13 protein-coding genes are annotated in these 14,521 nt (G+C 67.8%); 6 read left to right on the forward strand and 7 right to left on the reverse strand.

Going from position 1 to position 14,521, the window contains the following annotated elements; translation table 11 throughout:
- Positions 1-13 precede the first annotated feature (13 nt).
- The 5 genes from NKG98_RS01470 to NKG98_RS01490 form a co-directional block, all read right to left on the reverse strand.
- Positions 14-1,348, reverse strand: a complete 1,335-nt coding sequence (locus NKG98_RS01470) for an ABC transporter substrate-binding protein (RefSeq protein ID WP_254767974.1) — start codon at positions 1,346-1,348, stop codon at positions 14-16.
- A gap of 106 nt (positions 1,349-1,454) precedes the next feature.
- Positions 1,455-2,597 (reverse strand): ABC transporter ATP-binding protein, encoded by a 1,143-nt coding sequence (locus NKG98_RS01475; RefSeq protein WP_254767975.1) that lies wholly within the window; start codon positions 2,595-2,597, stop codon positions 1,455-1,457.
- An 88-nt stretch (positions 2,598-2,685) separates the two neighbouring features.
- Complete coding sequence (locus NKG98_RS01480; protein WP_254767976.1) at positions 2,686-3,603, reverse strand: carbohydrate ABC transporter permease; 918 nt, start codon at positions 3,601-3,603, stop codon at positions 2,686-2,688.
- A complete protein-coding gene (locus tag NKG98_RS01485; RefSeq protein ID WP_254767977.1) occupies positions 3,603-4,661 on the reverse strand; it encodes a carbohydrate ABC transporter permease in 1,059 nt (352 codons plus the stop codon). The genes NKG98_RS01480 and NKG98_RS01485 overlap by 1 nt, the downstream gene beginning before the upstream one ends.
- Positions 4,662-4,678: 17 nt before the next feature.
- A complete protein-coding gene (locus tag NKG98_RS01490; RefSeq protein ID WP_254767978.1) occupies positions 4,679-5,965 on the reverse strand; it encodes an ABC transporter substrate-binding protein in 1,287 nt (428 codons plus the stop codon).
- A 233-nt stretch (positions 5,966-6,198) separates the two neighbouring features.
- Between NKG98_RS01490 and NKG98_RS01495 the strand changes: the two genes are divergently transcribed.
- The 4 genes from NKG98_RS01495 to NKG98_RS01510 all read left to right on the forward strand — a co-directional run bounded on the left by NKG98_RS01495 (position 6,199) and on the right by NKG98_RS01510 (position 10,241).
- The gene (locus tag NKG98_RS01495) at positions 6,199-7,614 is read left to right on the forward strand and encodes a class II fumarate hydratase (protein WP_254767979.1); all 1,416 of its coding nucleotides are present in this window, start codon (positions 6,199-6,201) and stop codon (positions 7,612-7,614) included.
- Between the two features lie 231 nt (positions 7,615-7,845).
- On the forward strand, positions 7,846-8,079 hold the full coding sequence (locus NKG98_RS01500) for an HVO_2901 family zinc finger protein (protein ID WP_254767980.1): 234 nt from the start codon (positions 7,846-7,848) through the stop codon (positions 8,077-8,079).
- A gap of 87 nt (positions 8,080-8,166) precedes the next feature.
- Entirely contained in the window at positions 8,167-8,655 is a 489-nt protein-coding gene (locus NKG98_RS01505; RefSeq protein ID WP_254767981.1) for a PH domain-containing protein, read from the forward strand.
- Positions 8,652-10,241 carry a PH domain-containing protein gene (locus NKG98_RS01510; protein ID WP_254767982.1) on the forward strand — a complete coding sequence of 530 codons (1,590 nt, stop codon included), beginning with the start codon at positions 8,652-8,654 and terminating at the stop codon, positions 10,239-10,241. The genes NKG98_RS01505 and NKG98_RS01510 overlap by 4 nt, the downstream gene beginning before the upstream one ends.
- 439 nt (positions 10,242-10,680) lie before the next feature.
- Here the strand turns inward: NKG98_RS01510 and NKG98_RS01515 are convergent, their stop codons facing one another.
- Together NKG98_RS01515 and NKG98_RS01520 are read right to left on the reverse strand one after the other, a co-directional pair.
- A complete protein-coding gene (locus tag NKG98_RS01515; RefSeq protein WP_254767983.1) occupies positions 10,681-11,724 on the reverse strand; it encodes a tyrosine-type recombinase/integrase in 1,044 nt (347 codons plus the stop codon).
- A complete protein-coding gene (locus NKG98_RS01520) occupies positions 11,714-12,106 on the reverse strand; it encodes a DUF5805 domain-containing protein (protein ID WP_254767984.1) in 393 nt (130 codons plus the stop codon). The genes NKG98_RS01515 and NKG98_RS01520 overlap by 11 nt, the downstream gene beginning before the upstream one ends.
- A gap of 679 nt (positions 12,107-12,785) precedes the next feature.
- On the opposite strand from NKG98_RS01520, the gene NKG98_RS01525 reads away from it, so the two are divergent.
- Together NKG98_RS01525 and NKG98_RS01530 are read left to right on the forward strand one after the other, a co-directional pair.
- Positions 12,786-13,805 (forward strand): methionyl-tRNA formyltransferase, encoded by a 1,020-nt coding sequence (locus tag NKG98_RS01525; protein ID WP_256558450.1) that lies wholly within the window; start codon positions 12,786-12,788, stop codon positions 13,803-13,805.
- 3 nt (positions 13,806-13,808) lie between these two features.
- A complete protein-coding gene (locus tag NKG98_RS01530) occupies positions 13,809-14,516 on the forward strand; it encodes a polysaccharide deacetylase family protein (RefSeq protein WP_254767986.1) in 708 nt (235 codons plus the stop codon).
- Positions 14,517-14,521: the final 5 nt, after the last annotated feature.

Raw genomic sequence — 14,521 nt, forward strand, 5'->3', positions numbered from 1 at the left:
TGTATGGCCCGGTTCAGAACGCGTTGACGAGCCCCTGGTAGGCGCTGTCGACGTCCCAGCTTTCGACGAAGTCGGCGAACACGCCCTCGATCTCGCTCTTCTGCTGTGGAGTGACCCCGGAGCCGTGGGCGATCGTCGTCGGCTGGGCCGACGAGGCGTCGAAGTCCTCCATCTGCGAGGCCAGGAACTCGCTGTCCAGTTCTTCGGCGTCGACGTCGGTCCGCGGGGGGATCGATCCCTTCTCGCGGTTGAACCGGATCTGCGCGTCGCGGGTCGTACAGTAGGTCAGCCACGCCTCGGTGGTCTCCGGCGACGGGTTGTTCGAGGGATAGACGAACGAGTCCATCACGCTCGAGTAGACGTCCTCGGTGCCGGGGAACGGGACGTAGTCCCAGTTCTCGCCGTACTCGAAGCCCTCGGCGGCGTTGTACTGGCCGGCCGCCCAGTCGCCGTTGTGCAGGAACGCGGCGTCCCCGGAGATGACGTTCTCGTTCGCCTGGTCCCACGTGACCGAACTGGCGTCGTCGTTGTAGTACTCGCGGAGGTCCGAGGCCACCTGCAACGCGTTTCGCACCTCGTCCTCGTAGGCCTCGACCTCGCCGTTCATGAACTCCTCCTGACCGTCGGCGCCGATCTCCGAGAGCAACACCATCTCGAAGAACTGGAGTTGGACCCACACCTCCTGGGTTGACGTGGCCATCCCGACGGCGTCGGTCTCGCTCTGGACCGTCTCGAGGGCGCCGACGAGGTCGTCGATCGAACCGATCGACGCGGGGTCGACGCCGGCCTCGTCGACGAGTTCGACGTTGTAGAACAGGTTGTTCAGCCGGTGGATGTTGATCGGAACGGAGACGTAGGTGCCCTCGGGGCTGGCGGCGTTGCGGACCCCTTCGAGGTAGGCGCCCTCGACCTCGTCGGTCCAGACGTCGTCGACGTCCTCGAGCACCTCGTAGAACGGTTCGAGCGCCTTCCCCGGCCAGATCTGGAAGGTCCCGGGCGGGTCCTCGTTGACGATCCGGTTGCGGATCTCGGTGTCGAGCGCGTCGCCGGCGCCGCCCGGCGCGGGGTTGTCGTCGATCGAGATGTCCGGGTACTCCTCCTCGAACCCCTCGTAGAGGGCGTCGATCGCGTCCCGCTCCCCGCCGGCGGTCCACCAGTGCATGACCTCGAGTTGGCCGCTGCCGGCGCCGGTGTCGTCGCCGTCGCCGCCGTCGCCGCCGTCGCCACCGTCGCCGTCGCCGCCGTCGTCGCCGTCGTCGTCACCGGTACAGCCGGCGAGGGAGACGACGCCTGCGGTTCCCGCGAATCCGGCACCCCTGAGGATCGTCCTCCGCGAAAGAGTATCCATGTCAGTCATTGTGGGCCACACTAGAGAGTCGTCGGCAGGGTACTTAATAGTTTTCCGCCATTAATTCGATGATGAGTGAATTGTTGTCACGAGACGCGCGATCGATCTACAGGGGCCGCGTCTCCGTCTCCTCGATCGCGTCGAGCGAGCGGTTGTGGACCGTCGTGCCCGTCTCGGGGTCGAACAGGTGGATCGCCGACTCCGGGAACCGGACGGTCGCGGTCGTCCCGGCGTCGATCGGACGCAACCCCGAGACGGTCGCGACGAACGAGGCGTCCGCGAGCGTAAAGTACACGTTGTTCTCGTTGCCCATCGGCTCGACCACGTCGACGTCCGCGGCGAACGCGCGGTCGCCGGCGTCGCCGGGCGCCCGATCGAGGACCTCGATGGCTTCCGGCCTGATGCCGAGTACGAGGTCGGTCCGGTCCCCGACGTCCGCGCGGGTCGCGGCCGACAGCGGGTACTCGAAGGCGTCGGCGACGAGCCGATCGTCGGCTCGCGTCACGTCGAAGAAGTTCATCGGCGGCTCCCCGACGAACCCCGCGACGAACAGGTTCGCCGGCTCGTGGTAACACTCCAGCGGCGTGGCGACCTGCTGGAGGCGGCCGTCGTTCAGGATGGCGATGCGCTCGCCCATCGTCATCGCCTCCGTCTGGTCGTGGGTGACGTACACCGTCGTCACGTCGAGGTCGGCCTGCAGGCGCTTGAGTTCCGTGCGCATCTCCGCGCGCAACTTCGCGTCGAGGTTCGACAGCGGTTCGTCCATCAGGAAGACGTCCGGGTCGCGGACGATGGCGCGGCCGAGCGCCACTCGCTGCTGCTGGCCGCCCGACAGCTCCCGCGGACGCCGGTCGAGCAGGTCGTCGATTTCGAGCATCGTCGCCGTCTCGGCGACGGTGCGTTCGATCTCGTCGTTCGGGAGGTCGGTGGACTCCTCCAGCCCGAAGGCCATGTTCCCCCGGACGGTCATGTGCGGGTACAGCGCGTACGACTGGAACACCATGGCGACGTCGCGTTGCTGTGGCGCCCGGTGGGCGATCGACTCCCCGTCGAGGCGGATCTCGCCCGCGGTGACCGATTCGAGGCCGGCGACCGTCCGCAGGGTCGTCGACTTGCCACAGCCGGAGGGGCCGACGAGCACGAGGAACTCGCCGTCGTCGACTTCGAGCGAGACGTCGTCGACGGCGACGACCTCGTCGCGGCCGTCGACGAACCGCTTGGTCACGTTCCGGAGTTCGAGCGTCGCCATCAGCCGGCCCACCTCCGTCGGGACGGCGGTTTTCGTCGGTCGGTGCCTCGGAAACGCGTCGGCGCGGTCGTGGGTTCGTGTCGTGGAGTCATCCGGATTCACCCGCGAGTCCCCTCGCGAACTGTCGACCGAAGACGACGTACAGCAGCAGCGTCGGCGCGGCGACGACGAACGCGCCGGCCATCTGCAGGTTGTACTGGCCGACCATCGCCCCCTGGAGTTCGTTCAGCGCCTGCGTCGCGACGAAGTTGCGGCTCGTGGTCACGAGCACGAGCGCGAACAGCAGGTCGTTCCAGATGTTGGTGAACTGGTAGATAAGCGCCACGGCGAACATCGGCTTCGAGAGCGGCAAGACGATGCGCCGGTAGATTCGGAACGTGCTCGCGCCGTCGATCTTCGCCGCCTCGATGATCTCGTCGTCGATCGTCAGGTAGTAGCCCCGGAACAGGATCGTACAGATCGGGATCCCGTAGGCGGTGTGCGTGATCGCGAGTTCGAGCAGGTCGGCTCGCGCGGCCAGCACCGGCGAGAACGCGAGCAGCGACGCCAGATCGACCGCCGACCAGAACTGTCTGAGCGGGACGAGCACCGACTGGTAGGGGATGAACACGCCCGCCAGAAACAGCAGGAGGACCCCGATCTGTCCCCGCCAGTCGACGTGCGTCAGGCCGTAGGCCGCGAGGCTGCCGAGAAACGCCGAGAGGACCGTCGCCGGCACGACGAAGATCGCGCTGTTGCTCATCGCAAAGCGGATGCGCCCCCACGCCTCGTACCACGGCCCGGTCGTGAAGCCGTCCGGCGGCGGGGGCGTCAGCGGCGACGTGGTCGCGAACGCCGCGGCCGTCTTCAGCGAGGTCGTAAAGCCGCTCCACAGCGGCGAGAGGTAGAGCAGCACCGCGGCCACCAGCACCCCGTACAGCGCGACCCGCCGCCGGCCGATCCGGTCGACGTCGGGGCCTCGATCCGCGGCCGCGTCGACCGCTCCGGAGCGCTCGTCGGCCGCCATCAGAGCTCACCCCGCCTGTACTGTGCGTAGACGTACGGCGAGATGACGGCGATGGCCATGAGAAACAGGACCGTCGCGATCGCCGAGCCGTACGCCCAGTTCGTCCGCGAGAACGCCTCCCGGAACATCATGACCGCGAGGATGTCCGCGGAGGGCCCCGGCGTGTCGCCGTACATGACGAATACGAAGTCGAACGCCTTCAGCGCGAACACCATCAGGACGACGGCGGCGCTGGTCGTCGCGGCCCTGAGTTGCGGGAGGATCACCCGCCAGTACATCCGGACCGTCGAGGCGCCGTCGACCTTCGCGGCCTCGTAGTGTTCGGTCGGGATCGCGCGCAACCCCGCCAGATAGACGATCATGCAGTAGCCGCTGAACTGCCAGGTGAGCGCGACGACGACCGTCGCGAGCTTCGTCCGCGGATCGCTCATCCAGTTCATCGCGAGCGCGTCGAGGCCGAGTCCCCGGAGCGCGACGTTGATCATTCCCGTCTCCGGGTTGTACATCCAGGCCCAGAAGATGGCCGTCACCACGAACGAGAGGCTCATCGGCAGGAGGTAGATCGTCCGGAACGTGTTCTCGAAGCGGATCCCCTGATCGACGAGGATCGCGAGCAGGAGGCCGACGATCAGGGCGCCGCCGGTGAAGACGATCAGCAACGCGAGGGTGTTTCGCGCGGCGGCGACGAACGAGCCGTCGTCGACCATCCGCCGGTACGTCTCGAAGTTCAGCGCGTCGTAGGTGGGCTGGCCGAGGCCGCTCCAGTCGGTCAGCGAGATGACGAAGTTCCAGCCGATCGCGCCGTAGACGAACCAGCCCATCAGCAGGGCCGGCGGAAGCCAGAACAGCGCCGCCTGCAGGGTCTCGGCGTACCGGAGGCGCCCGACCCGCTCGCGCACGCGGAACCGACGTTCGGTCACGGTGCCGCCGTCGGGGGCCGGGCGAGCGTCGCCGTCGTCCCGGCGGTCGGCCGCGGACGTCGAGGACGACGAGCGCGAGTCGCCCCGCTCGCGGAGGCGTCGAACTCGGTGCCGAAGCCACGAGCGGGGTGACGGCATTCGTTCGGCCCTCGCGATCAGAAGCCGGCCGCCTCGTGGGCGTCGAGGAGGCGCTGGGTCGTCTCGTCGACGTCCTCCGTCTCGAGGAACCGCGCGAACGTCTCCTCGATCTCGCTTTTGACCTCCGGGCGGACCGCGGTGCCGTGGGCGATCGTCGTCGGCTGCTCGTCGGACCCCTGGAACGCCTCGATCTGGTTCTGGAGGAACGGCGGGAACCCGTCGGTGGAGACGTCGGTTCGCGGCGGGATCGACCCCTTGATGGGGTTGAACCGCTCCTGGGCGTCGATCGTGCCACAGTAGCTCAGGAACGCCGCCGTCGCCTCCGGCGAGGGGTTCGGCTCGGGCATGACGAACGAGTCGATCACCATCGAGTAGACGCCCTCCGTCCCCGGGAAGGGGACGTAGTCCCACCCGGATTCGTACTCGAAGTCGGCCTCGCCGTACTGGCCGGCCGCCCAGTCACCCTGGTGGATGAACGCGGCCTCGCCGTCGATCACCTGCGCGTTGCCCTCGTCCCACGCGATGGCCCCCGCGTCGGGGCTGAAGTAGTCGCCGTACTCGACGACGAGTTCGAGCGACTCCCGGACCTGCTCCTCGAGGCCGTCGGTCTCGCCGGCGACGTACTGCTCGAACGTCTCGACCCCGTGCTGGCCGATCAGGACGGTCTCCCAGAGCTGAACCGTCGACCACTCCGTCGAGGTCTGGTGTGCCATCCCCGTGTAGCCGGCGTCGTCGGCCGCCGCGAGCACCTCCAGCAGATCGGCCGGATCCTCGATGCCCTCGGGATCGACGCCGACGTCCTCGACGATCCCGACGTTGTAGAACAGGTTGTTCAGCCGGTGGATGTTGAGCGGGACGGAGACGAGGGCGTCCTCCGGGCTGGCGACGTCCATCACGCTCGCGAGGTAGGCCTCGCGCATCTCCTCGTCCCACAGGTCCTCGACGCTCGCGAGCACGTCCGCGTCCGTGTACGGCCGCAGCGACTCGCCCGGCCAGATCTGGAACGTGCTCGGCGGCGTCTGGTCGACGATCCGCGACCGGATGGCCGCGTCGAGCGCCGACCCGGCCCCGCCCGGCGCGGGGTTGTTGTCGATCTCGACGTCCGGGTACTGCTCCTGGAAGCCCTCGAGCAGCGCGTTGAGCGCGTCCTCTTCGCCGCCCGCGGTCCACCAGTGGACGATCTCGAGCGTGCCGTCCTGACGGCGAACGTCGCCGAGGTAGCCCGAAAGCCCGGCGAGACTTACGGCCCCCGTGACCCCCGTAGCTTTGACGTACCGCCGACGTGACAGACGTTCGTGTATCATGGTAGACAGTGACTACCTCATTCCTATCCTTCGGTACGATATGCCTAATAATTATTCATATAATTAGCGAACGAAATACGTCGAACCGTGTGAGAGTAACGAAACCCGTCACGTGGCGCCCGTGGTCGCCGCGCGGGGTCCGACGCTCCCGGAGCCGATCCGCGCGAACCGTCTCGGGGCGACGACGGTGCGTTTTCGGTGGATTTTACCCGACCGACCGCGAGGTTTCGAGTATGGCAGGCGATGACGAGTTCCGGATCGAGGAGGACAGCCTCGGCGAAATGCGCGTGCCGGCGGACGCTTACTGGGGGGCACAGACCCAGCGCGCCGTCGAGAACTTCCCCATCTCGGGGATCACCTTCGGTCGGCGGTTCGTTCGCGCACTCGGCGTCGTCAAGAAGGCCGCCGCGCAGGCCAACCGCGACCTCGGACTGATCGAGGACGACGAGGCCGAGGCGATCATCGAGGCCGCGGACGAGGTCATCGCCGGCGAACACGACGACCAGTTCCCCGTCGACATCTTCCAGACCGGCTCTGGAACCTCCTCGAACATGAACGCCAACGAGGTCATCGCGAACCGCGCGGCCGAGATCTACGGCGCGGAGGTCGGCGACAGGGAGATCCATCCCAACGACCACGTCAACTTCGGCCAGTCGAGCAACGACGTGATCCCGACGGCGATGCACGTCGCCTCCCTCGAAGCCGTCGAGAAGGACGTCATCCCCGCGCTCGACACCCTGCGGGAGGCCCTCGAGGAGAAAGAAGCGGAGTTCGACGACGTCGTCAAGACCGGCCGCACCCACCTCCAGGACGCCACGCCCGTCACGCTCGGTCAGGAGTTCGGCGGCTACCGCACGCAGGTCGAGAAGGGCCTCGCGCGCGTAGACAAGGTCCGCGAGCACCTCGCGGAACTCGCGCTGGGCGGCACCGCGACGGGGACGGGCCTGAACACCCACCCCGAGTTCCCCGGCCGCGCGGCCGAGTACATCACGAAGGAGACCGGCGTCCAGTTCCGCGAGGCCGACGACCACTTCGAGGCCCAGGCCGCCCACGACGCCATGAGCGAGGCCCACGGCGCCCTTCGCGTCGTCGCCGGTTCGCTGAACAAGATCGCCAACGACCTGCGCCTGCTCGCCTCCGGCCCCCGCAACGGCCTCGGGGAGATCGAACAGCCCGAGAACCAGCCGGGGTCGTCGATCATGCCGGGCAAGATCAACCCCGTCGTCGCCGAGGCCGTCAACCAGGTCCACAAGCAGGTCGTCGGCAACGACGCCGCGGTCGCCGCCGGCGCCGCCGAGGGCCAGATCGACCTCAACCTCTACAAGCCCGTGCTGGCGCACAACTTCCTCCAGTCGGCCGACCTCATCTCGAACGCGAGTGCGGTCTTCGCCGACCGGTTCGTCCGGAAACTGGAGGCCAACCGCGAGTACTGCGAGGAGCAGGTCCAACAGTCGATGGCTCTCGCGACGTCGCTCAACGTCCACATCGGCTACGACAAGGCCAGCGAAGTCGCCAAGACCGCGCTCAAGGAGGACAAGACCGTCCGCGAAGTCGCCCTCGAGAAGGGGTACCTCGACGAGGCGGAGGCCGACGAGGTGCTCGACCCCCGGAAGATGACCGAGCGGGGCATCCTCGGGCAGGACGACTGAGCCGGATCTGACGGATTCGACACCCGTTCTCGACGGTGCGTGTGCCACGCGCCCGCGGCGCACACACCTGACAGATTCGGTAGAACTCGGGCGCGAGTACTCGGGCGATTCGACCGTTCTTTCTTGCCGACTCGACCGACGTAAATCAGCGTATAGAAGCCCGATCAACGTCGATCTGGGCGGAATAAAAGAACCCAAGTAGTTTTAACGAGGGGCGTCGTCAGACGATATATGCACACCTGTCGCGACTGCAACCAGTCGTTCCGGACCGAACTCGCCCTCGAACTCCACCGGGACTCGTGCAAGAACGGACAGCTGTTCTGTCAGGTCTGTGGTGATCGATTCCGCGAGCGAGAGGCCACGCAGGACGGCTGGCACTACGAGTGCCCGAACGAGGACTGCGACGGCACCGGCCTGCAGGAGGACCTCGTTCACGTACGGGACGTTCGAGCGGCGACGCACTGACCCGTCCAGCCGCCGGGATCACGCGATTGAACGGTCCCGGCCGCCGATATCCCATCTTTTATTCTCACCCCGTCCCTGACGGCACGTATGGAACGGCTCAACCCGCGGGTCCGTGCCGTCTGGGTGGTTTCGGCGCTGGTTCGTGCCGCGGTCTTCGCGGGCATCGTCGTCGGCGGTACGTTCGCGCTCTACGTCGCCGACATCGTGGCGACGTCCCGCTCGCTCGTACTCGGCGGGGCGGTCGCGCTGGTGCTCGTCCTCGGGGTCGCCCGCGTCCTCGTCGCCTGGCTTCGCTACGGTATCTGGCGGTTCGAACTCCGGGAGGACGCGCTCTACATCGAACGAGGGGTCTTCACCCGGGTGAAGACCGTCGTCCCCTACGTCCGGGTCCAGCACGTCGACTCCCGCCGGTCGCCGATCGAGCGGCCGATCGGACTCGCGACGCTCGTCGTCTACACGGCCGGATCGCGCAGCGCCGACGTGGCGATTCCCGGGCTGACGCCGGCGCGGGCGGAGGCCCTGCGGGAGGAACTGCGCCGCCTCGCGATCGAGAGCGAGGGTGAGGACGCCGTATGAGGAAACTCCACCCGGCGTCGGTCGCCGTCCGGTCGCTCTCGCGCAGTCTGAACACCGGGTTTCTGTTCTTCGTCGTCGGCGTGGTCGCCTCGCCCGGCGGGGCGGGCGCGAACCTGCTGGCCATCGGCGGGATGGTGTTGATCGGGATCGCCTTCGGCGTCGTCTACGAACTCGCCTACTACCAGCGGTTTCGCTACCGGACGACCGAGGACACCTTCGACGTCGCCTCCGGCGTCGTCTCGCGGCGCGACCGCGAGGTCCCCCTCGGGCGCGTCCAGAACGTCGACGTCCGCCAGAACGTGATCCAGCGGGCACTCGGCATCGCGGCCGTCCACGTCGAGACCGCCGGCGGCGGCGAGACCGAGGTGACCCTCAAGTACGTCGACGAGCGCGAGGCCAAACGCCTCCAGCGGGTGCTCCGGCGGAAGGCCCGCGGGGCCGACGTCGGCGCTGACGCCGACGGCGAGACCGACGGGGCCGAACGGTTCGACGACGAGTACGGGGACGAGGACGAGGAGGAACTCCTGTTCGAGATCCGGCCGAGCGAGCTCGTGTTGCTGAGCGTCTTCACCATCGACCCCGGGGCGAGCGTCCTCGGCGGGATCGCCGTCTCGTTCGCCAGCGGGTTCGACCCGACGACGCTCGTCCCGTTCGACCTCATCGAGGGCGACCTCCCCGGGTCGGGGCTCGTCGCCCTCGCGTGGGCCGTCACGCTGTTCGTCCTCGCGGCTTGGGTGCTCAGCGCCGCGCTGACGTTCAGCCGCTACTACGGCTTCCGGCTCACCCGCGTCGGCGACGAACTCCACTACGAACGGGGGCTCGTCCAGCGCTACAGCGGGACGATCCCGCTCGGGAAGGTCCAGACGCTTACCGTCACCGAGTCGGTGCCGTTTCGCTGGTTCGGCTACGCCTCGCTGGCCGTCGAGACGGCCGGCTACGCGCCCGGCCAGTCCGACTCCCGCGGGAGCGAGTCGGCGATCCCGCTGGCCGAGCGCGAGCGGGTCCTCTCGCTGGCCCGCTCGATCGAGCCGTTCGGCCCGGCCGACCCCCTGCGGTCGATCCCCAAGCGGGCGCGGGAACGCTACGCGGTCCGGTACGGGGCCGTCGTCGTCCTGCTCGTCGCCGCCGGCTACGCCCTCGCGACCTGGGTCGGCGTCGTCCGCGACTGGTACGTCCTCGCCGCGCTCGCGCTCGCGGTGCCGGTCGCCGCCCACCTCAAGTGGGCAAACCGCGGCTACCGCGTCGGCGACCGCTACTTCTTCGCCCGGACGGGCTTCTGGCGCCGGACCACGAAGGTCGTCCCCTACTACCGCGTGCAGGCCGTACTCTTCCAGCAGACGATCTTCCAGCGCCGGCGGGGACTGGCCAGCGTGACCGCCGACACCGCGAGTTCGGCCTCGCTGCTCGGCCGGGCCGCGATCGCCCACGACGTCGACGCCTCCCGCGGGCTGGAACTACAACGGGTCACCGAGGAGCGACTGCAAGAGCAGTTGCTCGAACGCAAGCGCCAGCGGACGTTCGGCCGCTGGTTCGGCGACGAGTCGAGCGATCCACGCGAGGGGGCGTCGGGCGCGGACGCGAGCTGAGACCCGGGAGCGGTTCGACTCCCGTCAGGCGGCCGTTCGGGGACGCGGCGACGGATCGACCCGAGAGGTATCGTCACGAGTAGCGAACGAAGGCGGAAGATCGGACGACCAGGGGATGCTGGCGGCGAGTTCCCTCGCTCGCGTCGCTCGCGCTCGTTCGGCTCCGGGACGTAACGACTGCGGGAGATCGACTATCCCACCGACGGCGGGGTTGTCGTGACCATCGCGCGACACGACCCGTGGGCGACGCCGAGCGACGTCCGTCTGCCGGCGCCGTCGCGACCGCGACCCCCCGTGGGCGACCACGTTCCGGGTAGCTCGTCCCCCCATCGAGGGGATCAATTTGATATAGCGACATACGATTTATCAGTCGCAGTTCGAACGCCGCGGATCGCCACGGAACTCCGAGAAGACGCCTCGAACGGCGCTATTTCCGGGTTTAGAGTAGCGAGTAGACGTTGGCCTCGTAGACTCGCCGGACGCGGTCACCCCAGTTGTGGGTGTAGGTGTCGATCACGTCGCTGGCGACGTCGCCGCGGAGGTACTTGACGACGCCGCGGTCCCCGGTGCGATCCCGCAGATGGGTGGTAAAGAAGTGCCGGAAGTAGTGGGGCGTGACGTTCTCGGCGGCCCCGCCGCCCGTCCGGTACCAGCCACGCTCCCGGGCGTGTTTCTCGACGACGTACCGGACGTCCGACGGCGTCAGGCGCTCGCCCCACGACTCGCCCGTGTCGAGAAAGAGGGGGTTCGCCGGCGAAACCGGGTCCGGGCGGATCGCCAGCCACTCGATCAGCACCCGGCGGAGTTCGTCGCCGACGGGGATCACCGTGTCCCGCTTGCGCTTGTTCGAGGCCGTCCGCTCCTCGCCGTTGACGACGTCTCCCCGGGCGGGTTCGGCGGAGACGTACAGCGAGTTCGGCCGCCGGTCGAGGGCGACGCGGGGTTCCCACTCGCAGTCGAGTTCCGCCGTCGAGAGTTCCAGGTCCCGGAGGTCGAGGTTGCAGAGTTCCCCGACGCGCATCCCGGTCTTCAGCAGGGTGACGACGACCGCCCGCTCCAGCGGGTGGGGGATCGAACCGACGAACGATCGCATCCCCTCGACGGAGATGTCCCGCCGGGTCGGGTTCGTGTCGATCGACTCGTTCATCTCCTCTATGACCAGCGCCATCGGGTTCGACTCGAAGACGCCGACCCGGTTCATGTAGTCGTAAAAGCGGTTGACGTAGGAGGCGTAGGTCGCGATCGTGCTCGGTTCGTGGCCGCGTCGCAGCGAGTGTACCCACGCCATACACTCCCGCCTGCTCGCGGTCTCCGGGGTGACTTCCCGCCCGTCGGGATCCTCGCGGACGAACGCCTCGAACTCCCGGAGCACCCGCTCGTAGGCGTCGAGGGTGCGCTCGCTCTTGCCGTGGTAGCGTTGCTCGTCGAGGAAGTACGCGATCGGATCCTCGACGGACTCCGGCGCGCCGGCCTCAGTCGCCATCGTCGCCCTCCACGATCGCGTACCCGCCGTGGCGCCCGCTGTACCGAATCCGGTTGTCGGCCTGCAGGGATTCGAGGGCCTCGTCCAGTCGCGACTCGACGTCGTCGCTGACCGCCTCGAGGAGTTCGTCCCACGAGTACGTGTCGTCCTCTAGTAATTTTAGGACCCGCCTTTCGAGGCCGTTACCCCCGGGGTTTGCGTCCGGAGAACCGGCTTCCTCGCGGTCGGGTTCGAACCCCCGGCGCCCCGCCTGTACCATCGTCCGGACGAACTCGCTCTGGCTCATCCCGAGTTCGTCGGCGTGGCGTTTCCACTCGGCTTTCTGGTAGGCGGGGACGTAGGTCTTGATGACTTTCTTAGACGTTTCGGCGGACTCGCCCATACGCGACCCCTCACGGGCCGTGATCTTCAATCTGTCCCTACATTCGAGCTAAGTAACCTTATCTGTGATTGAGGCACCCTAACCGCGTCCATGATAGAACCAATGTTCGAGATTAGTGTATACTACAGCACCACAATTGAGGATCTTAGGTTTGGCTGCCTAGTACCACACTTTGGGATACAATTACGGCGCCGAACTCCGCCGCGGGCGTTCTCCGACGCCGCATCCGCGCCTCGCCCGGGAACCCGACTGCACCGTGTCCCGTGCCGTGTGCCCGGCACAGGGGCCTCTGTGGCCGAGCGTTCGGCCGACCGGACTCTACGGGATCGCCGTGCCTTCGGAGTGCACGTACTGCGCCGTCGCGAATCGCGGCACCGGCCGGCCTCGACGAACTGCTACTCGTCGTCCGGGGGAGGGATCGAACGAATGCGTCCGCGTCGAAGCCACCGGTTGCCGGGTCGGCGGTTGTGGTGTCCCCGGACCCCGTTGGTCTCGTTACCGCCGGTAGGGCTCCCCGTTCACGATCGCGAGATCGACACGTCGGGTGACGGCGACGTCGCGCGCCGACCGTGTAAACCCCATATCGCTATATCAACTGCACCCTCGAAATAGTTGACAACCGACCAACCGGACCCGGAACTGTACGAGACGACAACTGTTCCGAAGCCGGCACGTAACAATGTTCCGGTCGTTCGTAGACGGGGTCATGACCGGCGAGAGCCAGGGTTCGGTGATCTACGTCGGCTGTACCGCACCGGGGCGGGCCGTCCTCGAGACGCTGCTCGCCGAGGGCGTCCCGATCACGGGCGTCGTCACGATCGACCCGGAGACGGCCGCTGACGCCGGCGTCTGCGGGTACGCCGACCTCGGCCCGGTCGCCGACGAGCACGACTTGCCCGTCTACTACCCCGAGTCGTACGCGATGACCGGGGAGGCCGACCTCGATTTCTTCGAGACGGCCGATCCGGACCTGCTGATCGTCAACGGCTGGCAGCGGCTGATTCCCGAGTCGATCCTCGAAACAGCCACGTACGGCGCGCTCGGCAACCACGGCAGCGCGTACGGCCTCCCGAAGGGCCGGGGCCGGTCGCCGCTGAACTGGTCGCTGATCGAGGACCGCGACCGATTCCTGCTGTCGGTCATCAGGCTCGACCCCGGCGCCGACTCCGGCGACGTCGTGACGACGCGCAAGTTCGACGTCACCGACCACGACACGATCCGGACGCTCTACTACAAGGTGACGATGGCGCTCGAGGAGATGTTACTGGAAGTGATCGATCCGATCCTCCGCGGGGAGTGGTCGTTCGAACCCCAGGAGGGAGAGCCGACGTACTACCCGAAGCGAAACCCCGAGGACGGCGAGATCCACTGGGGCGACGGCACCGCCGAAATCTACGATCTGGTGCGCGCGGTCGCCGATCCGTACCCGGGCGCGTTCACGTTCCACGAGGGCGAGCGCGTGATGATCCGGGAGGCGACCCCGTTCTCCGCGGACCTCGCGCGGACCGCGGCGGCCGGGACGATCGTCGAGACGTTCTGGACGGGCGACTTCGTGGTCGCGACCGCCGACGGCACCCTGCTGGTGACCGAGTGGGAGGCCGACGAGTGGGAGCCCGAAGCCGGCCTGCGGTTCGAGAGCCACGGGCGTCACGACCGCGTCGACGGCCCCGAGCACCGCCACAACCTCACGAGTTCCTGAGCGATGCCGGAACTCTCCGTCCCCGACCGACTCGCCTACGACCTCGACGAGTACGAGGGGTTGCTCCGGTCGCTGCGCGAGGACGGCTTCTCGTTTACCGGCTTCTCGTCGCTCTCGGACGACGAGGTCGCGATCCGCCACGACGTCGACCTCTCGCCGGAGGCGGCCCTCGAGATGGCCCGCATCGAGGCGAACCTCGACGTCCGGACGACCTACTGCTTCCTGCTGACGACGCCGGTGTACAACCTGCTCGAAGTCGAGCACATGCAGGCGCTCGCCGAGATCGACGCCCTCGGCCACGACGTCGGCCTGCACTTCGACACCCACCACTACTGGCCGAATCGGCCGAGCGCGGACGAACTCCGGACGCGAGTCCGCGCGGAGTGTGACGTCATCGGCAAACTGGTCCGGAGGGAGGTCGACGTCGTCTCGTTCCACCGGCCTCCGGAGTGGGTCCTCGGCGTCGACTTCGCCGGCTTCGAGAACGCCTACGGACCCGCCTACTTCACCGAGGCCACCTACCGCTCGGATTCGAACCAGAAGTGGCGCCGCGAACCGCCGTTCCCCGACGGCCGGCCGGACCGGCTCCAGCTTCTCGTCCATCCGGGCCTGTGGGGCGAGGACGACCGCGAGATGGACGCGATCATCGCCGACCTCGCGGGGACCTGCCACGACCGCGTCGACACGTACCTCGAGGCACTCGGCGCCTGAACCGA

Origin of the sequence: Salinilacihabitans rarus, assembly GCF_024296665.1 — an archaeon.
In the GTDB taxonomy this organism is placed as follows: Archaea; Halobacteriota; Halobacteria; order Halobacteriales; family Natrialbaceae; genus Salinilacihabitans; species Salinilacihabitans rarus.